The sequence below is a fragment of the Caballeronia sp. LZ016 genome, from assembly GCF_031450805.1.
Classification (GTDB): domain Bacteria; phylum Pseudomonadota; class Gammaproteobacteria; order Burkholderiales; family Burkholderiaceae; genus Caballeronia.
The window spans coordinates 1-20,631 of the sequence record NZ_JARTVY010000002.1 but is presented as its reverse complement, the minus strand read 5'-3'; the positions used below and the strand labels follow the sequence as shown (position 1 = coordinate 20,631).

Annotated in this window: 22 protein-coding genes; 13 read left to right on the top strand and 9 right to left on the bottom strand. The window is 61.9% G+C overall.

Annotation, left to right across the window (positions count from 1 at the left end; translation table 11 throughout):
- The first annotated feature begins 231 nt into the window (after positions 1 to 231).
- Both P9220_RS13620 and P9220_RS13615 read left to right on the top strand, forming a co-directional pair.
- Positions 232 to 2,634, top strand: coding sequence for a hypothetical protein (locus tag P9220_RS13620; RefSeq protein WP_309765524.1), 2,403 nt, complete (start codon positions 232 to 234; stop codon positions 2,632 to 2,634).
- 222 nt (positions 2,635 to 2,856) lie between these two features.
- Entirely contained in the window at positions 2,857 to 3,714 is an 858-nt protein-coding gene (locus P9220_RS13615; protein WP_309765523.1) for a hypothetical protein, read from the top strand.
- A 94-nt stretch (positions 3,715 to 3,808) separates the two neighbouring features.
- Here the strand turns inward: P9220_RS13615 and hpnA are convergent, their stop codons facing one another.
- Positions 3,809 to 4,819 carry a hopanoid-associated sugar epimerase gene (gene hpnA / locus P9220_RS13610; protein ID WP_309765522.1) on the bottom strand — a complete coding sequence of 337 codons (1,011 nt, stop codon included), beginning with the start codon at positions 4,817 to 4,819 and terminating at the stop codon, positions 3,809 to 3,811.
- Between the two features lie 168 nt (positions 4,820 to 4,987).
- On the opposite strand from hpnA, the gene P9220_RS13605 reads away from it, so the two are divergent.
- From P9220_RS13605 to P9220_RS13585, 5 genes are all read left to right on the top strand, one after another.
- Positions 4,988 to 8,146, top strand: a complete 3,159-nt coding sequence (locus tag P9220_RS13605) for a response regulator (RefSeq protein ID WP_309765521.1) — start codon at positions 4,988 to 4,990, stop codon at positions 8,144 to 8,146.
- 28 nt (positions 8,147 to 8,174) lie between these two features.
- Positions 8,175 to 9,011 (top strand): CheR family methyltransferase, encoded by an 837-nt coding sequence (locus P9220_RS13600; protein ID WP_309765520.1) that lies wholly within the window; start codon positions 8,175 to 8,177, stop codon positions 9,009 to 9,011.
- Between the two features lie 2 nt (positions 9,012 to 9,013).
- The gene (locus P9220_RS13595; protein ID WP_309765519.1) at positions 9,014 to 9,604 is read left to right on the top strand and encodes a chemotaxis protein CheB; all 591 of its coding nucleotides are present in this window, start codon (positions 9,014 to 9,016) and stop codon (positions 9,602 to 9,604) included.
- Positions 9,605 to 9,645: 41 nt separating this feature from the next.
- Positions 9,646 to 10,785, top strand: a complete 1,140-nt coding sequence (locus P9220_RS13590; RefSeq protein WP_309765518.1) for a hybrid sensor histidine kinase/response regulator — start codon at positions 9,646 to 9,648, stop codon at positions 10,783 to 10,785.
- A 70-nt stretch (positions 10,786 to 10,855) separates the two neighbouring features.
- A complete protein-coding gene (locus P9220_RS13585) occupies positions 10,856 to 11,152 on the top strand; it encodes an acylphosphatase (protein ID WP_309765517.1) in 297 nt (98 codons plus the stop codon).
- Positions 11,153 to 11,155: 3 nt separating this feature from the next.
- Here the strand turns inward: P9220_RS13585 and egtD are convergent, their stop codons facing one another.
- Complete coding sequence (gene egtD / locus P9220_RS13580; RefSeq protein WP_309765516.1) at positions 11,156 to 12,124, bottom strand: L-histidine N(alpha)-methyltransferase; 969 nt, start codon at positions 12,122 to 12,124, stop codon at positions 11,156 to 11,158.
- 197 nt (positions 12,125 to 12,321) lie between these two features.
- Here egtD and rarD point away from each other — a divergent pair, with 197 nt between their 5' ends.
- The gene (rarD, locus tag P9220_RS13575) at positions 12,322 to 13,299 is read left to right on the top strand and encodes an EamA family transporter RarD (RefSeq protein ID WP_309765515.1); all 978 of its coding nucleotides are present in this window, start codon (positions 12,322 to 12,324) and stop codon (positions 13,297 to 13,299) included.
- A gap of 131 nt (positions 13,300 to 13,430) precedes the next feature.
- On the opposite strand, the gene P9220_RS13570 is transcribed toward rarD, so the two are convergent.
- A complete protein-coding gene (locus P9220_RS13570; RefSeq protein WP_309765514.1) occupies positions 13,431 to 13,904 on the bottom strand; it encodes a hypothetical protein in 474 nt (157 codons plus the stop codon).
- 356 nt (positions 13,905 to 14,260) lie between these two features.
- Here P9220_RS13570 and P9220_RS13565 point away from each other — a divergent pair, with 356 nt between their 5' ends.
- Complete coding sequence (locus P9220_RS13565) at positions 14,261 to 14,584, top strand: hypothetical protein (RefSeq protein ID WP_309765513.1); 324 nt, start codon at positions 14,261 to 14,263, stop codon at positions 14,582 to 14,584.
- 94 nt (positions 14,585 to 14,678) lie between these two features.
- Positions 14,679 to 15,125 (top strand): hypothetical protein, encoded by a 447-nt coding sequence (locus P9220_RS13560; protein ID WP_309765512.1) that lies wholly within the window; start codon positions 14,679 to 14,681, stop codon positions 15,123 to 15,125.
- Positions 15,126 to 15,224: 99 nt separating this feature from the next.
- Here the strand turns inward: P9220_RS13560 and P9220_RS13555 are convergent, their stop codons facing one another.
- Together P9220_RS13555 and P9220_RS13550 are read right to left on the bottom strand one after the other, a co-directional pair.
- Positions 15,225 to 15,833, bottom strand: coding sequence for a transglycosylase SLT domain-containing protein (locus tag P9220_RS13555; RefSeq protein ID WP_404980249.1), 609 nt, complete (start codon positions 15,831 to 15,833; stop codon positions 15,225 to 15,227).
- A 69-nt stretch (positions 15,834 to 15,902) separates the two neighbouring features.
- On the bottom strand, positions 15,903 to 17,312 hold the full coding sequence (locus P9220_RS13550; protein WP_309766738.1) for an MFS transporter: 1,410 nt from the start codon (positions 17,310 to 17,312) through the stop codon (positions 15,903 to 15,905).
- Between the two features lie 153 nt (positions 17,313 to 17,465).
- Here P9220_RS13550 and P9220_RS13545 point away from each other — a divergent pair, with 153 nt between their 5' ends.
- Both P9220_RS13545 and P9220_RS13540 read left to right on the top strand, forming a co-directional pair.
- Positions 17,466 to 17,786 carry a hypothetical protein gene (locus tag P9220_RS13545; RefSeq protein WP_309765510.1) on the top strand — a complete coding sequence of 107 codons (321 nt, stop codon included), beginning with the start codon at positions 17,466 to 17,468 and terminating at the stop codon, positions 17,784 to 17,786.
- 68 nt (positions 17,787 to 17,854) lie between these two features.
- Positions 17,855 to 18,403, top strand: a complete 549-nt coding sequence (locus P9220_RS13540) for a DnaJ domain-containing protein (RefSeq protein ID WP_309765508.1) — start codon at positions 17,855 to 17,857, stop codon at positions 18,401 to 18,403.
- Between the two features lie 9 nt (positions 18,404 to 18,412).
- On the opposite strand, the gene P9220_RS13535 is transcribed toward P9220_RS13540, so the two are convergent.
- From P9220_RS13535 to P9220_RS13520, 4 genes are all read right to left on the bottom strand, one after another.
- The gene (locus P9220_RS13535) at positions 18,413 to 18,661 is read right to left on the bottom strand and encodes a hypothetical protein (protein WP_309765507.1); all 249 of its coding nucleotides are present in this window, start codon (positions 18,659 to 18,661) and stop codon (positions 18,413 to 18,415) included.
- A 318-nt stretch (positions 18,662 to 18,979) separates the two neighbouring features.
- Positions 18,980 to 19,354: a VOC family protein gene (locus P9220_RS13530; protein WP_309765506.1), complete on the bottom strand. Its 375-nt coding sequence runs from the start codon at positions 19,352 to 19,354 to the stop codon at positions 18,980 to 18,982.
- Positions 19,355 to 19,365: 11 nt separating this feature from the next.
- Positions 19,366 to 19,689, bottom strand: coding sequence for a hypothetical protein (locus P9220_RS13525; RefSeq protein ID WP_309765505.1), 324 nt, complete (start codon positions 19,687 to 19,689; stop codon positions 19,366 to 19,368).
- Between the two features lie 129 nt (positions 19,690 to 19,818).
- Positions 19,819 to 20,025, bottom strand: coding sequence for a hypothetical protein (locus P9220_RS13520; RefSeq protein WP_309765504.1), 207 nt, complete (start codon positions 20,023 to 20,025; stop codon positions 19,819 to 19,821).
- Between the two features lie 210 nt (positions 20,026 to 20,235).
- Between P9220_RS13520 and P9220_RS13515 the strand changes: the two genes are divergently transcribed.
- Positions 20,236 to 20,631: DUF2380 domain-containing protein (locus P9220_RS13515; RefSeq protein WP_309765503.1), on the top strand; the 396-nt coding region annotated here is incomplete at its 3' end.

The window sequence follows — 20,631 nt, the reverse complement described above, 5'->3', positions numbered from 1 at the left end:
AATTTCAATTAAAAGACGCCTTTCGCTAACCGAGGTAGAAGAGCCGGAACTCCCGCGACAATCGGACTTCGCTCTGAAACGTAACGTAACAAGTCGGTATCGGCGAACGGCATCTGAGGAGTCGGACATTAATGAGCGTGTGAGCACTTCACGAATCTAGAGTTTCGCTAAGCATGTCCACAAGTTGGTTCGCCGAGAATCAACAGCAGATATTGATATAAACATCCGACAATGATCATTACGTTTCCATTTGAAGACGATCCGTATTACAGTGCGCCGCCACCAGCGTCCTACGCGACATCGGCTGCGGCGGCACTCACTACGCCCGGCCTGGTTAAGAAGTACTCCGATTTGGCGCGCGGCGCTAATGGCGGCAATTTTCCCGTCGGCAAAAATCGCTTCTGGCACGGAGGGGTGCATCTCCAGGGAACAAGGCCGATCCGTGCGGTTGCCGATGGGACGGTCGTTGCATACAGACTGGATAGTGATTACACGGACAGTGCGCTCGATGTCCAGACTCAAGAGGAAAGCCAAGGAAATGCGAAGCAAATTCGCCCTCGGCAATTCAGCGCTAGCTTCCTTTTAATTCGGCACGAATGCGAGAAGAACGACGGCGGGAACGCGCTGAATCGCTACACAGGGGCACACTTCTATTCCTTGTACGCGAACCTGATGCCAAAGCGCGCTCTCAACGACAAGCCTGCGTTGCCGCCATTCCTAACGACTGGAGAAGACGTTCTGTTCGTCAGCGGACTCCGTGGCGACAAAGTGACGGTACTGGAGGTCAACAGCGACTTGCACCGCATGACGAAGGTGCGAGTGACCGATATCAATACGAATGCAGCCGTGGAGGGGTGGCTTGACCACATCTATCTGGACCTCGATCCTGCCAGGCCCCCTAGGGTTTCTGACCTTGTTCGGCTTAGCTATCCCATCTGCGCGCTTTACGCTTGCCATCCGTCGGAGAGAAGATGGCGGCCCTTGGACGCCGTGAGAACGATCTCGCATCCGGTGCGTGTCGGAGAGATCATCGGTTATGCCGGAAAAACCGACGGACCATCGGGTGTGCTCGAAGACTCGTTCCACTTCGAGATATTCACCGCAGAGAATACGTTGGTAAGGCAGATGATGCCGCTCGAGCCTGGGAGAATCGCGGATCCTTACGCAGCACATCAGGAATATGCAGATGCGCGAGACGGCCGAAGCGATGGCATGGGAAAGGTCTGGTTGACCAGAAATGCCAACCTGGTAAAGGACAAATTCCCAGCGACCGTCGTCGCTCCGACAGACCTGGTTTTGTTTCCAGCGGGATCGTGCTTCGTCACTGCTGTTCCCTGCAGCGCGGAAGGTCGGTCGGGAATCGTTCCGTCGGAACTCAACGCTTACAAGCTGTTTGACCTCAACCGCGATATCTATTACGCGTACGCTTCGGAAGACCATGCCACGGCAGATGGCCGCGAGCTCTTGAAAGATGCCTGGGTTACGTTGACGACGGACGCCGACTGGAGTTCACGTGGATGGCACACTTACAAGGACAAAGAACTCAAGGCTACGGAAGATGCTTTCGTAGAGGACGACGATGCAGTCATGCAAGCGATACTGAACGCGGCGCACAGCTCTACATCAACTTTCAGTCTCACTGACTTGCAAACCGAAGGTATGGAAGTACTGCTGCGTAGAACCGCTGTCCATTTCCACACCGAATGGGACAGCGATGACAATGCGAGGCGCTACGACAGGCTCAGGACCGGCGAAGATCATCCGTTACCTGGACTCACGGAAAAGCAATTTGGTGCGTACTTGCGCGATATGGAACAGCAGCAATTTTGGTCCAAGGCAGCGGTCGCGTCTGATGGCGTGAGCGGTTCCAAACTCGAGCTCTTGACTGTTCCGATGAATGCAAAGAATTGGCATTTTCATCCCATCGGTTTTCTGGCAGACATCCGGGAGTGTTTGACCACCAATGCGGCGCTTTCGGAAGAGTCTTTCGAAATCGAGATCCGTGCCAATTGGTATATCGCACTGAAGCTCATAGAGAAGCGGCTTGAGCAACTGAACCCGTGGAAGGATGCGGACGCGCTTCTTCCGCCGCCGCCTCCGCCGAACAAGCACATCTCACAAACAAGCCCGAATCATCAAGAAGCCGGGAAGCAGTCCGATCGAGTACTCTGGGAGAAGTTTATCTATTGGTTCGGCGTCGATCCGAACACCATCACGATGCCCGAAACGTTACACGGCCAACTTCCGGCAGCGCCGGCAGGTCATCATGTGTGCTCTTACCTCCAGGGCATGCGCCAGTTCTTTCGTCATCTCTCGATGCACCGTGTGACCAAGGGCTCGCATGGACTTGAGGCTGGCGCTTGGGTATTCCCTGCGCACTACCCATGCCGACCGCTCGTGCCGGCCGAAGCGAACTTCGAGATGGAGTTCATCAACATCGGGCCTCAATACGGTCTTCGCTTTGCTCCCTTTCGGCAAACAATGCTTTTCATCGATCAAAATCGATTGCAAGTGCAACTGCATGAGGTCGCGCATCTTGAAACACCGCTCATGCAAAAGACCAGAAGGTCTCGCTTCCCGCCGGAGTGGACGATCCCGATCGGATCAACGGTACCACCGCTTATCATCACATGACGGCGCGGATTCTTGCTGAATATTGTCCCGAGCGAGCATTAGCTAACGCTGAAAACATTTCCTTCTTCATCGAGAGCGTAAAAGATGAACTGTAATCCCGTGCGCGTGCGCGGCAGTTCTCGTTGCGCATATGCAATCGCGTGTCTCATTTTTTTTATGGGGTACGCTTGTTCTGAACCAACGCCCGCGGCAACCGTAGACGACGGCGAGAGAAACAGTAGTATGGTAAGCAAACAACCAACGGCTGATTCAGCAAATCAAACAATGATCCCCGACAATAAGATCAACTGGATCAAGAATCGGCTTGTAGCCACGATATCTTTCATAGATGGTACTGTTCGGAGCGACAGCGTAAAGGTAAGAATCAATGTGATGATTACCAATCCGACCGACGATGATATCCGTGCGACGTGGATGCCTACGCCAGATGATTATCCTATTCGACTGTACTGCAACGGCAAACAGATAAATCCTTTTCCTGCAGAACCCGTCGACCGGCCCTTATCGACTGTTATGCCACCGTCTGACGAACAACTTCTGGCCAATCGGTATGTGATCAAGGCGAAAGAACATATGAAAAGCCCGATTCCCTTGGGCCTCGCCATCGAGAATAGTCGATTGCTGACTGGAACACATACCTACGAGATAGTTTATTGGCAGACCCAACTCGACTGGATCGACGTGCGCGATGTGCTCGAGCGCACGGACGCGCAGGGCAGGGGCCGCATGCGGTATCCGATCACCGACAACGCGCCATCCAATCGCCTTTACTTCAAGGTGTACAAGCCGACCGAAGAGGATGCGGCGCGGGGGCGCAAGATCGAGTTTCTCGGCGAGGTGGATGCGAAGACGCAAGTGCCGCCTCCGCCCCGCGCGCGTCCCGGCGATTTTGCCCCGCAAACGGGCTATTGGTCTGCTGTCGGCGATTCCATCAGAGCGATTGGGGGTTACCACGAGGTGTTCGTTAAGGGCGGTGACTCAATGCCCAATCTTCCCGGCAATCTAGGCGTTGATCCTTTCAGCTTTGAATGGCAGTACGTCGGCGACGCCTCAGCAAAGCAAGGCGAAAGCGGCCAATAGACCGACTCGGCCAGTACAGCCGTGACCGGCTACAAGCCGTCAACAGTCCAAATCCAGGTGCGCCCGTTGAACCGGCGAGGCGCGCCGGGCCATTTCACCCCCCCAAATACCCATTCTCCCGAAACCACTCCAGCGCGTCCCGCAGCCCTTCGCGGTACGGCCTCGCCCGATACCCCAGCTCCCGCTCGGCCTTCGCCGACGTGAAGTACATCTTGTTCTTCGACATCTTCAGGCCGTCGACGGTCACGAACGGCTCCTTGCCGCTGACCTTCGCGTACAGTTCCGCGCCGATCGCGAGCGGATACAGCGGGCCGCGCGGCAGGCGGATCGTCGGCGGCTTGCGGCCGACCAGGCCCGCGATATCCCCGAGCATCTGCTGCAACGGCAGGTTCTCGCCACCGAGGATGTATCGCTCGCCGATGACGCCGCGCTCCAGCGCGAGGAAGTGACCATGCGCGACATCGTCGACATGCACGAGATTGAGGCCCGTATCGACGAACGCGGGAATCTTGCCCGTCGCCGCCTCGACGATGATGCGCCCGGTCGGCGTCGGCCGCACGTCGCGCGGGCCGATCGGCGTCGACGGGTTCACGATCACGGCGGGCAGGCCGTCGTTCGCGACCATGCGCTCGACCGCGCGCTCGGCCAGCACCTTGCTGCGCTTGTACGCGCCGATGGTGCTTGCCGCATCCGAGGGCTTCGTCTCGTCGACGATCGCGCCGGAACTCGTCACCTTCAGGGTCGCGACGCTGCTCGTGTACACGATCCGCTCGACGCCCGCCGCGAGCGCCGCGCGCATCGTGGCTTCCGTGCCCTGCAGGTTCGCGCGCTCGATTTCGCCGGGATCGGGCGCCCAGATGCGATAGTCGGCGGCGACGTGGATGAGATAGCGCACGCCTTCGAGCGCCGCGCGCATCGACGCTTCGTCGCGCATGTCGCCCACGACGATCTCCGCATCGAGCGATTCCACGTTCTTGCGCGGACTCGTCGCGCGCACCAGCATGCGCACGTCGAAACCGCGTTCGATGGCGAGCCGCGCAACCGCGGACCCGACGAACCCCGAAGCGCCGGTGACGAGCACGCGTGAGCCGGAATAATCAGTCATTGTTACCTCTTCGATGCGCCTCGCGCGCGGGGCTTCGGAACAAGTTCCGCGCGGAAATCGCCGTTTCAATCGGCCGCTCAAGCCCATGTGACAAGGCGTTGCGGCTCGTGCTATGGTCCGTGCCTGCTGCGGGGCGCGCGGCCTCGCAAACGTCACTACCGGTCAACGATGCAAGAAGACAATCGCCACCACGCTCTGTGGATCTACATCGCCATCACGCTTTCGCTCGCGGTGGTGTTCGCCGTCGACGTCCTCACGCCGATGCGCTCCGCAATCTGGGTGTTTTACGTGCTGCCCGTCGTGCTCTGCATGTGGGTGGACCGGCCGGGCGTGCCGCTCGTCACGGCGGGCGCCGGGTCGGTGCTGATGATCCTCGGCTACGTGCTCGCCACCGGCGATGCGCCCACTTCGCACGAAGTGCTCCAGCTCAATCGCGCGATGGGCATTTCCGTGCTGCTCGTGCTGGCCGTGGTGGCGCATCTATATATCAAATCGCGGCTCGCCATACAACGCACCGCCTGGCTGCAGCAGGGCATCATGCAGATGAGCCTGCAATTGCGCGGCGAACAGTCTCCCGCTTCGATCGGCGTCAGCATCCTTCGTTCGCTCGTGCCCTACGTGGACGCGAAGGTCGGCGTCGTCTATTCGCTGGATGGCGACGCGCTCGTCCGCATCGCGGCCTGGGCGCTTCCCGATGAAAACGGCGCGCCGCGCAGAATCGCCATCGGCGAAGGGCTCGTCGGCCAGGCCGTGCAGGACAAGCGCCTGCTCGCACTCGGCGATGCCTCCGCGCATTATCTCAAGGCCGGTTCCGCGCTCGGCTCGGCGGCGGCGTCGCGCGTGGTGATCGCGCCGCTTTTCGCCGATGGCGATATCGCCGGCGCGGTCGAAATCGGTTTCGTCGGCAAGGAAGGCCGTTTCGACGATGCCCGCACGCTGCTCGAAATGGCCGCCGAAGCGATGGGCATGGCCATGCGGTCGGCGCGGTATCGCACGCGGCTCGTCGAATTGCTGGAGGAAACGCAGCGGCAAAGCGAAGAGCTTCAGGTGCAGCAGGAAGAACTGCGCGTCTCGAACGAGGAACTGGAAGAGCGCGGCCGCGCGCTGCAGGATTCGCAGGCGCGCCTCGAGCAGCAGCAAGCCGAACTCGAGCAGACCAACGTGCAGCTCGAGGAGCATGCGCAGCATCTGGAGCGCCAGAAGACCGAACTGCTCCACGCGCAGCAGGAGCTGACCGCGAATGCGCTCGAAATGGAGCGCGCGAGCCAGTACAAGTCGGAGTTCCTCGCGAACATGTCGCACGAACTGCGCACGCCGCTCAATAGCTCGCTGATTCTCGCGAAGCTGCTGGAGGACAACCGGCAGGGCAATCTCACCGAAGAGCAGGTGCGCTACGCCGCGACGATCCATTCGTCCAACAGCGACCTGCTTTCGCTCATCAACGACATTCTCGATCTGTCGAAGGTGGAAGCCGGTCAGATGGACGTGCAGTTCGCTCCGGCCGCCGTCGAATCGCTGATGCAGGCGCTCCGGCAATCGTTCGCGCCGGTCGCGGAAACGAAGGGGCTGCAGTTCGTCACCGAAGTGGCCGGCGATGTCCCGCAATACTTCGTCACCGACAGCCAGCGGCTCTTGCAGGTGCTGCGCAATCTGCTCGCGAATGCGTTCAAGTTCACCGAGCGCGGCAGCGTGACGGTCGCGGTGCAGCGCGCCGGCGACGACGCGGTGCGCTTCGAGGTGCGCGATACCGGCATCGGTATTCCGCGCGACAAGCAGGACCTCATCTTCCAGGCGTTCCAGCAGGCCGACGGCACCACGAGCCGCAAGTACGGCGGCAGCGGTCTGGGGCTCTCGATTTCGCGCGAGTTCACGCGTCTTCTGGGCGGCTCGGTCGGCGTATCGAGCGAAGTGGGCCGTGGCAGCGTGTTTTCGGTGACGCTGCCGATTACCGCGCGCGAAGGCACCGTCACCGCGAAGCTGGATACGATCGGCCACATGAGCGAGCCGGAGCCCGCCGCGGTCAAGCCGCCGCCCCCGCCGATGCCCGCGCCCGTGCAGCCGCCAGCGCCACCGCAGCCGCAGCCGGAACTGCAGACGCCGAGGCCCGAGCCGCAAGGCATTGCCGATGACCGCGCGAACCGGCAGCGGCCGGACCGCGTGATTCTCGTCATCGAGGACGACCGGCGCTTCGCGAATATCCTCTACGATCTCGCGCACGAACTGGACTTCGATTGCGTGCACGCCGCCACCGCGACGCAAGGCGTCGAGCTCGCGCGCTCGCTGCAGCCCAATGGCATCCTGCTCGACGTCGGCTTGCCGGATCAGTCCGGCCTCACGGTGCTCGAATGGCTCAAGCACGATCCGCTCACGCGTCATATCCCGATCCATATCGTGTCCGCGACCGATCATGCCGATGTCGCGCTGCATCTCGGCGCAATCGGCTACACGCTCAAGCCGAGCGCGCGCGACGAACTCGCGCAGGCCATCCGCAAGCTCGAAGCGCGGTCGTCGCAAGGCATGCGGCGCGTGCTCGTCGTGGAAGACGACCTCGTGTTGCGGCAGAGCATTCACGCGTTGCTTGCAAGCGAGACCGTGGGCATCGTGGAGGCGGGATCGATCGCGCAGGCGCTCGAAGAACTGCAGCGCGCGAGCTTCGATTGCGTCGTCATGGACCTGGCGCTACCCGATGGCTCGGGCTATGAACTGCTCGAGAAAGTATCGACGAGCAGCGAGTTTTCGTCGCCGCCGGTCATCGTCTATACGGGGCGGCAGATTTCGCAGGAAGAAGAGCAGCGGCTGCGCCGTTACTCGAAATCGATCATCATCAAGGGCGCGAAGTCGCCGGAACGCCTGCTCGACGAAGTCACGCTTTTCCTGCATAGCGTCGAGAGCGCGTTGCCGCCGGAACAGCAGCGCATGCTGCGCGCGGCGCGTCAGCGCGACGACGTCTTCGAGGGCCGCACGATCCTGCTCGCGGAAGACGACGTGCGTAACATCTTCGCGTTGTCACGCGTGATCGAGCCGCTTGGCGCGAAGCTCGAAATCGCGCGCAACGGACGCGAGGCGCTCGAGGCGCTGGCGCGCCATGAGGACATCGATCTCGTGCTCATGGACGTGATGATGCCCGAGATGGACGGGCTTACCGCGATGACCGAAATCCGCAAGCGGCCGGAGCACGCGCGCCTGCCGATCATCGCGCTGACCGCGAAGGCGATGCAGAGCGATCGCGAAAAATGTCTCGAGGCGGGTGCGGACGATTACATATCGAAGCCCATCGATGTGGATAAGCTCGTTTCTCTGTGCCGCGTGTGGTTGCGGCAGCGATGAATCAAAGACCGACGCAACGACCGACGCGATGAACGACAGCAAGCACGATGAAGAAGCCACGTTCGACATCGAACTGAAGCTGATTCTCGAAGCCATCTATCTGAGGTATCAGCACGACTTCCGGCACTACTCGGTGAGTTCGCTGCGGCGCAGGCTCGCGCAGGCGGTGCACGATCTCGACTGCGCGACGCTCTCGCAATTGCAGGAGCGCATACTGCGCGAGCCGGCGCTGTTCGCGCGGCTCTTTCAATACCTGACGGTGCAGGTCAGCGAGATGTTTCGCGATCCCTCGTATTTCCGTGCGATCCGCGAGCAGGTCGTGCCCGTGCTGCAGACTTATCCGTCGATCAAGGTGTGGGTGGCGGGCTGCAGCAGCGGCGAGGAACTATGGTCGCTCGCCGTGCTGTTCGCGGAAGAAAAGATCGCGGACCGCACCGTGTTCTATGCAACCGACATCAACGCCGAGGCGCTGCGTCAGGCCGAAAGCGGCATCTATCCGCTGGAACGGCTCGCGGGCTTCAGCCAGAACTATCTCGCGGCAGGCGGCAAACGTTCGCTTTCCGATTACTACCATGCGGCCTACGGCGCGGCGAAGTTCTCGCAAACGCTCAAGTCGCGCGTGGTGTTCGCCGACCATAGCCTCGCCACCGACAGCGTGTTTCTCGAAGCGCAGCTCGTGTCGTGCCGCAACGTGCTGATCTATTTCGATCGCGCATTGCAGGACCGCGCGCTCGGTCTGTTCAGCGATTCGCTCGTGAGGCGGGGCTTTCTCGGGCTCGGCAGCAAGGAGAGCCTGCGATTCTCGAAGCACGCCGACAGCTTCGCGGACTTCAATCCGCGCGAACGGCTTTATCAAAAGGTATAGCGATGAGCACCATCGACGCCATCGTGATCGGCGCTTCGGCGGGTGGCGTCGAAGCGCTCAATCTGCTGCTGCCCGCGTTGCCGCGCGACTTCGCACTGCCGGTGCTGATCGTCGTGCATGTGCGGCAGGGGCAGCCGAGCCTGTTGCCGGGGCTTTTCGCCGAGCGGTGCAACATCGCCGTGCAGGAGCCGTTCGACAAGGACGTGATCGCGCCCGGCGTCATCTATTTCGCGCCGCCCGGCTATCACATGATGGTGGAGGCCGAAGACGGCGCGCCGCCCGCGATTGCGTTATCCGTCGATCCGCCCGTGCGCTTCTCGCGGCCTTCCGTGGACGTGCTCTTCGAATCGGCGGCGCATGCGTATGGCGAGCGGCTGCTCGGCGTCGTGTTGTCGGGTGCGAACGATGACGGCGGGCGCGGCGCACGCGCCATTCGCGATGCAGGCGGCGTGTGCTGGGCGCAGGACCCGAAGACGGCCTCGGCGCCGGCGATGCCGCAGGCGGCTATCGCGCAAGGCGCGGTCAGCGACATCCTGACGCTGGACGACATGGCCTCGCGCCTCGCCGCGCATACACGCCGGACGCAAAGATGAACGCTATGAACGAAGGCATGGCCCAAGCAAGGAGTCACCAGATGACGCAACCCATCCACGTGCTGATCGTCGATGACATCCGCAACAACATCACCGCGCTAGAAGCATCGCTCGCGCGGCCGGATCTGTCGGTGCTGAAGGCCGAATCCGGGCCGGCGGCGCTCGAACTGCTGCTCAAACACGAAGTCGCGCTCGCGATCCTCGATGTCAACATGCCCGGCATGGACGGCTTCGAGCTCGCCGAACTGATGCGCGGCAGCCCGCGCACCGCGCACGTGCCGATCATCTTTCTCACTGCGACCGCACAAGACACGAACCGCACCTTTCGCGGCTATGAAGCCGGCGCGGTCGATTTCCTCTACAAGCCATTCGATTCGCGCATCCTCAATTCGAAGGTGGATGTGTTCATCCAGATGGAGCGGCAGAAGCAGCAACTCGCGACGCAGCTCGCGACGATGCAGCAACTGCTCGACGCGAACGAAATGCTGATGGCCGTGCTCGGCCACGATCTGCGCACGCCGCTGTCGGCGGTGATCGCATCGGCGGAATATCTGTCGCGCTTCGTGAAGGACGAGAACGTCGCGAATATCGGCACGCGCATCAAGTCGAGCGGCATGCGCATGGTCCGCATGGTCGATCAGCTGCTGAACCTCGCGCGTCTGCGTGGCGGGCGTGTCACGTTGCAGCCGCGCGCCGTCGAACTGGCGACGCTCGCGAAGAATATCGTCGAGGAATACGAGGCGCGCGTCGGCAAGGGGCGCATCTTCGTGCTGCGTCAGGGCGATACCTTGCTGCAAGGCGATGGCGACCTGCTTTCGCAAGTGTTTTCGAATCTGATCGGCAATGCGCTGCAACACGGGCTCGAAGGATCGTCGATACAGGTCAGGCTCGAGGGCGGCGCGAACGACGTGAAGATCGTCGTGCAGAACGCGGGCGAGATTCCGGCAGAGATCCTGCCGACCGTCTTCGCGCCGTATCGCTCGGGGCGGCGTCAGAACGAATCGAGCGGCCTCGGGCTCGGGCTCTACATCACGCGCGAGATCGCGGAGATGCACGGCGGCGAAGTGAAGGTGCGCTCTTCCGCCGAAGCCGGCACCGCGTTCGAAGTGACGCTGCCGCGCATCGTGCGTCCGCATGCGGGCGATCGCGCGGATATGGCACAGCCGTTCAGGCTGAGTTGAGCCGGCTCATACGCGCAGTCCCAAGCGTGTCTACAATGCGGCCATGTGTAAGACACGGAGGGAATGCGCGATGCCGGGCCCCGATCTGGATACGAGAATCGAAACTTACTATGTGCGTGTGAAAGGCGTGGTGCAGGGCGTGGGCTTCCGTCATCACACGGTGAGGCGCGCGCATTCTCTCGGCGTGCGCGGCTGGGTGGCCAATCTCGATGACGGCTCGGTCGAAGCCGTCATTCAGGGCGCGGCCAATCAGGTCGACCTGATGCTCGAATGGCTGCGCCGTGGACCGCCCCATGCGCGCGTCACCGAGTTCTTCAGCGAGGAACGCTACGTCGAAAAGCGTTATGAACGCTTCGAGCAGCACTGAGCCCTAGCGCGCAACGAGCAGGCTTTCCGCGAAGGGCCACTCGTCGTCGCGCCATTGATGCGTGCATTCGAAGCCCGCATCGGCGGCGATCGGCGCGACTTCTTCGGCCGCATACTTGTGGCTGCTTTCCGACCAGATCGTTTCGCCCTCTTCAAACTCGACGTGCAGGTCCGCGTCGCGCACACGCACGGACAACGCGCGCTTCGCCCGCAAGTGCATTTCGATGCTGCGTGCATCGGGATTGAAACGCGCCACGTGCTCGAAGGCATCGAGCGGAAAGTCGCCGCCAAGCTCGCGATTGATTCGCGCGAGCAGGTTCAGGTTGAAGGCGGCCGTCACGCCGATGGCATCGTCGTAAGCCGCGATCAACGTGGGCAGCGGCTTGATGAGGTCCGTGCCGAGCAGGAGGGCATCGCCGGGTTCGAGCATGCTGCGGATCGAGCGAAGGAACCTGGTCGCGGCAAGACGCGCGAAGTTGCCGATGGTGCTGCCGAGAAACAGCACGAGCAAATGCTCGCCCTTGTTCCGCTTCGCGCTCACTTCGGCGAGGCCCGCAAGATAATCGCGTTCGTATCCGACGATCGACACGCGCTCGATATCGCCGAGTTCGCGATGACACAGCTGCAAAGCGGTCCGCGATATCTCGATCGGGTAATACGCGGTGGGCTGCCTGGTGCAAAGCGCTTCCAGGATGCGCCGCGTCTTGCGCCCGCTGCCGCTGCCGAGTTCCGCGACTTTCACGTTCGCGGGCAACGCATTCACGATATCCACCGCATGCGCCTTGAGCACGCGTTCTTCGGCGCGCGTGACGCCGTATTCGGGCAAGGCGGTGATGACTTCGAAGAGAGCGGAGCCGACTTCGTCATACAGATACATCGACGGCAGCTCTTTCTGCGGCCGTCTGGAAAGACCGGCGTGGACGGCTTCTGCGAAGGCGCTGGAAAAACGGGGCGACAGGGCGGGCTGAGTCATGACGTCTCCATCGATGCGGCGTTTTCTTCGCGTGCCTCTTCGTAACGAGGCACAGCGCTCGGATGCTGCGGATGCAATGACGCTTTCGGGAGATTGCGATTCGGCGGTCAAGCAAAAAGCACGCTAGACGCGGGTCACGCGGATGCTGCGTTTAGAATGCCGTTCAACGCATTCTGGCGATGGAGCGCGAAATATCGATGAATCAGCACGTCATGGGCCGCGGCATTGCATTGTCCGTTGCCGCTTCCGCGTTGTTCGCGCTCATGTCCGCCTATACGAAGTGGCTCGCCCCGCTCGATGGTCTCGACATCTTCGCGTGGCGCATGGTCTGGACATTGCCCGGCGCGTTGCTGCTGGTGGCCGTGCGCAATCGATGGCCGCAATTATGCGCGCTCGTCGTGAAGCTTGCCGGAAATGTGCGCATGCTTGCCGCATTCGCCGTGTCCGCCGCGCTGCTCGGCCTGCAATTGTGGATATTTCTCTGGGCGCCGCTGCACGGCCGCGCGCTCGAGGTGTCGCTCGGCTATTTCCTGCTTCCGCTCGTAATGGTGCTGCTCGGGCGCTTCTATTATCACGAGCGGCTCAATGCGCTGCAGTGGGCCGGTGTCGCGGCGGCGGCGATCGGTGTCGCGCATGAGTTCATCGTCACGCAGGCGTTCGCCTGGCCGACGCTCGTCGTCATGCTGGGCTATCCGCCCTATTTCGTATTGAGGCGGCGGCTCGACGCGGACCCGCTCGTTGCGTTCGCGGTCGAGATCCTGTTGATAGCGCCTTTTGCGCTCATCACGCTGTTCGCTCGCGGCTCCTTCGCGGTGGTCGCCGGCGCGCCGCTTCTGTCGATGGTGCTGCTGCCCGGTCTCGGCGCGCTCAGCACGATCGCGCTCGCTTCCTACCTTCGTGCGAGCCGTTATCTGCCGCTCGCGCTGTTCGGGATACTCGGTTACGTCGAACCGGTGTTGCTCGTCGGCGTCGCGGTCATGTTACTAGGCGAGCCGTTCTCGGCGAACAAGCTCGGCACGTATGCTCCGATCTGGCTGGCGGTTGCGCTCACCGCCGTCCATAGCGGACGACTGCTCATGCATGAACGCGCGCGAAATCGCGTATCGCCGATGAGCGAGCATCATGCGAGCGCCGAGCATGAGGTCGGTGCGGCGGAGACCGAACGTATCGATTGAATCGATGCGATGAAAAAAGCGAGCCCGAAGGCTCGCTTCCCGTGAACGCACTGGACCGGACGACTCGACTGAGCGACGACTCGACGGCCCGCATGCGCGATGCGATGGTCGGTTGAATCCGCCGGCTTCCCTTACTTCTTCGCGGCGTCGACCTTCGCATCGGCGGCCGCCTTGTTAGCGTCGCTTTGCGCCTCGACTTTTTCCTTGTCGGCCTTGGCTTGCGCCACGTTGGCATCCTTCGCTGCGTCGTGCTTCTTTTCATCGGCCTTGGCCTGTGCAGCGTGCTTCTTCTTGTTGGCTTTCGCCTGTGCCTTCGTGGCATCACCGCGCGCGTCGGAGGCTTGCTCCGGCGTGGTCGCCCGCGCTACCTTCGCGGCTTCCTTGTTGGCGTCGGCTTGCGCCGATGCCTTGTCCTCATTCGCCGATGCCTGTGCCTTCGCGGCGTCGTGTTGAGCATCGGCCTTCTTCTTGTTCGCCGTGGACTGCGCCTCGGCCTTTTCGTGATTCGCCTTCACTTGCGCCTTGTCCGCGTCGGTCGTGACGGTCTGCGCGAATACGGTGGTAACCAGCAGCGTGGATGCGAGAGCAGCGACGATTTTCTTCATGATTGTTCGACTCCTGAGATCCTGCGTTTTACAAGGACGCATGCCAATGCGCGGCATGTGACGATGAAAACGCGGCGTCGTCGCATGTCGTTGACCGCCTTCTGGTGACAAACAGTAACGAGTCGCTAGCAAATGAAACTACGCGTCTTTGCGTCACGCCGGCGCAAAAGGCAAGCTGGCCAGTGTTACGGAAACGTGAATTCTGCCGAAGGTGTAACGTCGGCAAATTGATTCGGTATCCGAATGACGTATTTGTAATCCTCGAAATGTACCGTTACCAACTGCATCAGTTATTTCTTTTGCGCCTGCTTAAGATGCTCCTCACAAACCCGGACAACGGGATCAGGAGAAAAGCCATGAAGCGCGCAGCACTTGTCTTAGTGATGATCAGTAGTCTGTCGATGGCCGGCCAGGCGTCGGCGCACGGACGCGGCGGTGGATACGGCGGCGGACACGGCGGTGATGGCGGTGCGATCGTCGGCGCGTTGATCGGCGGTGCGGTGCTGGGCGCGCTCGTGACGTCCGTCGTCAATGCTCAGCCGGCCTATGCCCAGCCCGCTTATGCCGAACCCGCCTATGCGCAGCCCGTGTATGCGCAACCGTCACCGCCTGCGGGTTATTGCTACGACGGCTATCGGCGCGCGTATGTCCCCTGCGCGCCGACAGGTTACGGTTACTGACGCGTCATCGAACGCGGCATGCTGCTTGCGCTTGAAGGGAGCGGCTGCGCCAGCCTATTCGCGCAGCCGGTACGCTAACTTTGGGAGATTCGCAATGAAAGCGATCACGATGAAACTAGTGGCATCCGCGCTCGTCCTCGGCTTGTCGGGCGGCGTCTATGCGCAAGCAGGCGGCGGGGGCGGCGGTGCAGGTGGTGGCGGCAGCGCGGGTGGCGGCGCGGGCGCGGCAGGCATGGGTGGCGGCATGGGCGCGGGCGGCAACGGCGCGGCGGGCGCCGGCACGGGCGCAGCGGGCAAGGGCGGCGGTGTCGGCATGGGCGGCAGCGGCATGAGCGGCAGCGGCGTGGGCGGCTCGAGCGACGGCACCAGCGGCACCGGGACCGGGACCGGGACCGGGACCGGCGCCAAGAGTGGCATGGGCAACAACGGCGTGAACAACGGCATGGGGCAGGGCACGATGCAACGCAGCGGCCCGGGAAGCACCGGCAGTGCAAGTCCGGGCGGGATGTCGCACGGCAGCGGGCAGCAACAAGGCTATTGATGCAACGAGTGCGCAGCGGGTGCGATCGTCGCGAGCCTCGAATGGCTATGCGGCATCCGCCACGCGGCGGCGCGCCAATAGAAAACCAGAAGAGCGGTCTTACTGAGCGGGTGCGGTGACCGGCTCAAACGTTTTCGCGCGAAGGCTGACTTTCTGCGCGTATGCGCTCGATCCGCCGTAGTTCTTCAGCGCGGCATCGACATCGCCTTTTGCGGACTTCAGATAGCCATGCAGGATGGCCGAGCCGACCTCGATATTGGCTTCCGGCTCCGTCAGGTCGACGTCGCGCACGAGCTTCTTGTGCGCCGAAGGCACGACCTGCATCAGCCCCGTGGCGTTATTTGCGCCTTTGGCCGTTTCTTTGAAGCGCGATTCGATCGAAATGATGGCGAGCAGAAGCGCCGGGGGAAGCGAATATTTCGATGCCGACGACATGACCGCCGTCGCGATGGCCTGCGCCTTCTCGCGCGCCACGCCGAAGCGGCGCGTGATGGTTTCCGTGACCTTGTGACGCGCTTCGTCGATTCGCGAATCCTGCTGAACGGCTTCCTGCACGGCCGCATCGGAGGCGACCGGCGCGCTTTCCTGCGCGAAGGCGGCCTGGGCGCAAATCAGCAAGAGGGCGGTTGAGAGGATCTTTCGGCGCATCGGACTCGGATCGAAAAGTGGAGCCGCATTATAGCCCGAAGAATTTCCCCTCCAGATCATGGACTTGTCCTAGATCTGAAGAATTGTTTCGGCAAGGTGGCAGAACTTACTGGATTCCGCTGCCAAACCCTATGTCCGCCCCGCACGCTTGGCCGACGAAGCGGAAATGCCTTCGCCCGCGTCGTGCGGCAGGCGCGCGAACATCGGCAGGGAAGCCAGCACGAGAAGGGCGGTTGCGGCGAATCCGCACGCGAGTTGCCATCGTTCCGTCTGCGTGTTGCCCGATACGAGCATCGTGGCCTGGATCGTCCCGGCGGCGACCGTGACGCCGAACGCCTTCATCAACTGCTGCGCGGTGCCCTGAAACGAGGTGGCGGCGGCAAGGCGCGGTTTCGGCACGTCGGCGAATGCGAGCGCGCCCATCGTGGCGAAACTGAGCGAACGGCCGAGGCCGCCGACGAGCAGCAACAGAAAGATGGCGCTCGCGGGCCACGCTTGCGACATCGTCGAGCAGACAGCCAGCACAGCGGCGAAGCAGACGCTGCCCGCACATAGCACCGAGCGCACGGAGAATCGGCGCAGCGCGAGCGCGGTCATCGGCCTCATGCAAAACGAGCCGAGTGCGCTTGCGAACGTGATGAGGCCGCTCGCCGACGCGCTGTAACCGAAGCCCGCCTGCAACGTCAGCGGCACGAGAAAGGGAAGCGCGCCGGCGCCCGCGCGAAACAGGCTCCCCGCGATAGTTGCCGCATGGAAAGTCGGAATCGACAGCAAGGAGAAATCGATGGCCGGATTCGGCGTCTTCCGGCAATGCAGTATCGTCGCGCGAAACAACAGCAAGCCGGCCGCGACGCAGATCCACGGCACGCCAGCGGGCAACACGCCGCGCCCGGCGCTCTCGATGCCGATCATGAACAGACTGAGCGATGCGCCCGACAGCAGCATCCCGCGCAGGTCGGGCGGCGTGCGGCTTTCCGGTGGCGATGGCGGCAACAGCTTCCACGTCAGCCACATCCCGATGACGCCGACCGGCACATTGACCCAAAAGATGCTGCGCCACGACAGCGCATCGGTGAGAAAGCCGCCGAGCGGCGGGCCGAGCAAAGGGCCGACGAGCGCGGGCATCGTGAGCCACGTCGTGGCTTGCAGCAACTCTTCGCGCTTGACGCCGCGAAACAGGATGAGCCGGCCGACGGGCACCATCATCGCGCCGCCCAGGCCTTGCACGATGCGCGCGGCAATCAGTTGCGGCAGATTCATCGCGGCGGCGCACGCGATCGAGGCGAGCGTGAAGGTGGCGATGGCCCACATGAACACGCGGCGTGCGCCGAAGCGGTCGGCGACCCATCCGCTCGCGGGAATGAACACCGTCAATGCGACGAGATACGCAGTGATCGCGCTGCTCAGATGGACCGGATCGACACGGAGATCGCGGGCCATCGTGGGGATGGCGGTCGCGACGATGGTCCCGTCCATGTTCTGCATGAAGAGCGCACTGGCGACGACCGCCGCCGTGATCCGAAAGTTGCCGCCCTTCATGACGCGTGGCTCGCGGATGCCCTCACGAGCAGCGGCCACGCGATTCCGGTTCGATTAACGTACATGCGTACCAGTCTACTCGATGCATCCGAACGCCGTCGGCGCGTTATGCTTGATGCATCCTCAAGCGCCGATGGTGCAGCTTCATACGTCATGCCATTCGCTTTTCGCGGACGCCCCGAACTCGCCGGCCTCGATCGCAGCGCAAGACGCGACGTGCGACGGCTCGCCTGGCATTTTGCGCAGCGGCACTGGAGCCTGCATGCGCCGGCGTTCGCCTGGCTGCTCTTCGTGCTGCTGCATACGCGCTATGGCGTCGTCGCCGGGCGCAGCGAATATCTTTGGGCGACGCTCGGCTTCTTCATCGTCGCGGTGATCGTGATCCGGCTGCACATCGCGCATTACCTGAAGCCGGCGCGCGCCATCTACGATCTGACGGGCGCAGCCGGCGTTCGCGTCATCACGCGGCGCTAGCCCTGAGAGGCGCGTTTTTGCGTGTTAGGATGCCTGGACACCCATTCAACGAACGCTGAAGAACGCTGATGGCAACGCTATACGAAACGCTGGGCGTGCAAGAGCACGCCACCGAAGACGAGATCAAGCGGGCGTATCGCAAGGCTGCGATGCGTTGCCATCCTGACCGCAACGTCGGCAACGAAGAAGCGGCGCATGCGAAGTTTCACGAGATAAAAGAGGCTTACGCGATATTGTCCGACCCCGCGCAACGCGAGGTGTACGACCGTATCTTTGCGGAAGAAGTGGCGCGCCGCGAAGCGCAGTTGCGTGAAGAAGAAGCGGCGCGCGAGGCGCTTTATGCGAAGCGTGTATCGCTTGCCATGCGCTTCGCATCGCAAGGACATAACGGAGACGTCGTGTTCGGCGTGTTGCTCGGTCACGATTGCGATGAAGCGACCGCGCGGCATATTGCTGAGAGCGTCGTCGCGCTGCATGCATCGCGGGAAGCCAAGACAAAGACCGAACCCGCGCCTGATACCAGAGAAGAGCCGGCTCAGGCCGCTGATCAAAGCGCCAGTGGGATGAATCCTCTCGGCGCGATGTGGTTTCAGTTCTTCAACAACATGCGTCTTTGACTATCACCATCAGGCCGCGAGCCGCTCTCGCCTCTTGTTCGTCCGCTGCGGCGCTGGCGGATAAACGCACCACTGTCCGTCATCGTGACGAAAGAAGAACAACGCTCTCGATGCCGCGCCCTGCAATGTCTCGACACACACATACCGCGTGTGATCCGCGCGCGTGCGGCTGAACTTCGTGACATGCACCGGCACGCTTGCCGGCGCGAGCCATTTCTCCACTTGATGACGTAGGGATCGTTCCTTGATGCTTTTCATCTGAAGTCTCCTGCACGCGGCGTTTCATGACTGGATATCGGCTAAACGCGCAAAAGGCTTTAAGCCGCATGAATACGCCTGCCGCAACGCACCACACTCGTGACAAAGCACTTTAACTCTACGCCGCGATTCCGGTGGCCGTATGCCCTTTTGCGAAATAGCAACAGCACATGATCGAGCTTTCACGTAGGCGGATGTGTGCTTATATCTTCGACGCGTGCGGTGTGCGGGTATGTACGCGAACGGCCATATCATCGAGCCGGTGCGTTCGTTGCCCGTCATAAGCTGATTAGCGAAAGGCATGCCCGGCCGAGTGAGTTATAGCGGGCGTGCGAAGCTGAGTTCGTGACCGTCGGGATCGGTGAGATGGAAATATCGCTCGTTCCACGGCGCATCGCGCGGCTCGAATTGCGGTTCGATGCCGTTTGCGCGCGCCTTGCGATAGAACGCGTCCACGTCGGACACGTAGATGATGACGCGGCCCCACCACTGAACGGGACCGTGCGTCTCGCGGGTGATGTTGAGAAACGAGCTCCCCAGCGCGAAAGAGGTGAATGCCTGGTCAGCGCCGCCGTGAACGATGCGAAAGCCGAGCGCTTCATAGAAACGCACCGCGCGCGGCATGTCGCAGGTCGCAAGCGTGATGGCGCTGAGACTTTCGACGCGCGCATCGTCGTGATCGGAAGGCGTCATGTGTGGCGATGTCATTCCGGATGATGATGCGAAACGATCGATAGCACCGATAAATCCGGATGCGTGCCGTCGACGATGCTCTTGCCGATATGCCGCGCATCGTTCACGGCGTCTTGTGGCGTCTTGTATTCGTCGTCGCCATCGGCGTGGAAATAAACGGCTTCGGCGGGCGTATCGGCATTCGTTCCATGGCGGCATACGCGGCCGATGAACACGTATCGCTCGGTCGCGCGCGGCGGCGCATGTTCCGGCGTCGGCTTGACTTGCGGCAGCACGTGTATGTCGAAGCCTTCGTACTCGAAGACCTGCCAGTGTGAAGCGGGTTCGCCGGACATCATTGCCTCCCTGTCGTTGCCAGGCTCGCATCAGCAACGTTACTCCACTTCGGGAAACGAATCCATCGGGAAGCACGGCTTGAGAGACAGCGGCCCGCACGCGGCCGGCACGAGCCGCTGACGCCCGCATCACACGATATAAGGCCCGCTAATGCGCCCTTCGAAGATGGCGATGTTGATGTCCCAGTCATCGACTGTTCCGGGCGTGCGGCCGTCGACGACGGCGGACACGGCTCGTCCGCCTGTGATGCGCTGCATCTGTTGATGCGAGAGCGTGGCTTCGTTGCCGGCCTGCGTGTCGAGCGGCAAGTCTTTGATGGCGAGAGTGCGTTTCATGATGGTTCTCCTGGCGGGTAGCTTGAGGTGAATCGAGCATGTCAATGCTCGCCAGAAGTTTTGCAAGCGCTATGCCAATTTCTCACCGCTTGCGGCGGGCAAGGCGCACCGTGCGACAGCGGCGCTTGATCGAGTCCGCACGCGGCGGTATGTTGGAGTCGCGCGAACAGATGAGCACCATGGTGTTGGCGCATCTATCGAGACTGGAACATGACGATCATCGTTCGAGCAATGAGTTTTATCCTCGCGGGCGCAATGTTGCTGTGCGGCTCGGTTCTCGCGCAAGACGCGCGGCAATCGATTGCACTGCTCGACTGCACGCTCATCGACGATAACGCCGTCTATAACGATGCCGAGATCAACCGCATTCAGAGCCAGCGGCTTCAGATGATCGGCCACGCATTGCGCGACGATATGCAGGAACGCGCGCTCTTTCGCGTCACGGACAACGCGCCTGCGAGCGGTCTCATCGCCTCGCTGCAAAGTGATCAGGACCTGAGCGCCTGCAACGGATGCGAATTGCGCGTTGCGCGGGAACTGGGCGTGTCGCGGGTCGGCGTGTGTTGGGTACAGAAAATCAGCAACCTGATACTCAACATGAATCTG

Excerpts from the sequence above, each read along its gene's own strand:
- P9220_RS13620 (WP_309765524.1), top strand. The coding sequence starts at position 232 with ATGATCATTACGTTTCCATTTGAAGACGATCCGTATTACAGTGCGCCG.
- P9220_RS13615 (WP_309765523.1), top strand. The coding sequence starts at position 2,857 with ATGGTAAGCAAACAACCAACGGCTGATTCAGCAAATCAAACAATGATC.
- hpnA (WP_309765522.1), bottom strand. The coding sequence starts at position 4,819 with ATGACTGATTATTCCGGCTCACGCGTGCTCGTCACCGGCGCTTCGGGG.
- P9220_RS13605 (WP_309765521.1), top strand. The coding sequence starts at position 4,988 with ATGCAAGAAGACAATCGCCACCACGCTCTGTGGATCTACATCGCCATC.
- P9220_RS13600 (WP_309765520.1), top strand. The coding sequence starts at position 8,175 with ATGAACGACAGCAAGCACGATGAAGAAGCCACGTTCGACATCGAACTG.
- P9220_RS13595 (WP_309765519.1), top strand. The coding sequence starts at position 9,014 with ATGAGCACCATCGACGCCATCGTGATCGGCGCTTCGGCGGGTGGCGTC.
- P9220_RS13590 (WP_309765518.1), top strand. The coding sequence starts at position 9,646 with ATGACGCAACCCATCCACGTGCTGATCGTCGATGACATCCGCAACAAC.
- P9220_RS13585 (WP_309765517.1), top strand. The coding sequence starts at position 10,856 with ATGCCGGGCCCCGATCTGGATACGAGAATCGAAACTTACTATGTGCGT.
- egtD (WP_309765516.1), bottom strand. The coding sequence starts at position 12,124 with ATGACTCAGCCCGCCCTGTCGCCCCGTTTTTCCAGCGCCTTCGCAGAA.
- rarD (WP_309765515.1), top strand. The coding sequence starts at position 12,322 with ATGAATCAGCACGTCATGGGCCGCGGCATTGCATTGTCCGTTGCCGCT.
- P9220_RS13570 (WP_309765514.1), bottom strand. The coding sequence starts at position 13,904 with ATGAAGAAAATCGTCGCTGCTCTCGCATCCACGCTGCTGGTTACCACC.
- P9220_RS13565 (WP_309765513.1), top strand. The coding sequence starts at position 14,261 with ATGAAGCGCGCAGCACTTGTCTTAGTGATGATCAGTAGTCTGTCGATG.
- P9220_RS13560 (WP_309765512.1), top strand. The coding sequence starts at position 14,679 with ATGAAAGCGATCACGATGAAACTAGTGGCATCCGCGCTCGTCCTCGGC.
- P9220_RS13555 (WP_404980249.1), bottom strand. The coding sequence starts at position 15,833 with ATGATCTGGAGGGGAAATTCTTCGGGCTATAATGCGGCTCCACTTTTC.
- P9220_RS13550 (WP_309766738.1), bottom strand. The coding sequence starts at position 17,312 with ATGAAGGGCGGCAACTTTCGGATCACGGCGGCGGTCGTCGCCAGTGCG.
- P9220_RS13545 (WP_309765510.1), top strand. The coding sequence starts at position 17,466 with ATGCCATTCGCTTTTCGCGGACGCCCCGAACTCGCCGGCCTCGATCGC.
- P9220_RS13540 (WP_309765508.1), top strand. The coding sequence starts at position 17,855 with ATGGCAACGCTATACGAAACGCTGGGCGTGCAAGAGCACGCCACCGAA.
- P9220_RS13535 (WP_309765507.1), bottom strand. The coding sequence starts at position 18,661 with ATGAAAAGCATCAAGGAACGATCCCTACGTCATCAAGTGGAGAAATGG.
- P9220_RS13530 (WP_309765506.1), bottom strand. The coding sequence starts at position 19,354 with ATGACGCCTTCCGATCACGACGATGCGCGCGTCGAAAGTCTCAGCGCC.
- P9220_RS13525 (WP_309765505.1), bottom strand. The coding sequence starts at position 19,689 with ATGTCCGGCGAACCCGCTTCACACTGGCAGGTCTTCGAGTACGAAGGC.
- P9220_RS13520 (WP_309765504.1), bottom strand. The coding sequence starts at position 20,025 with ATGAAACGCACTCTCGCCATCAAAGACTTGCCGCTCGACACGCAGGCC.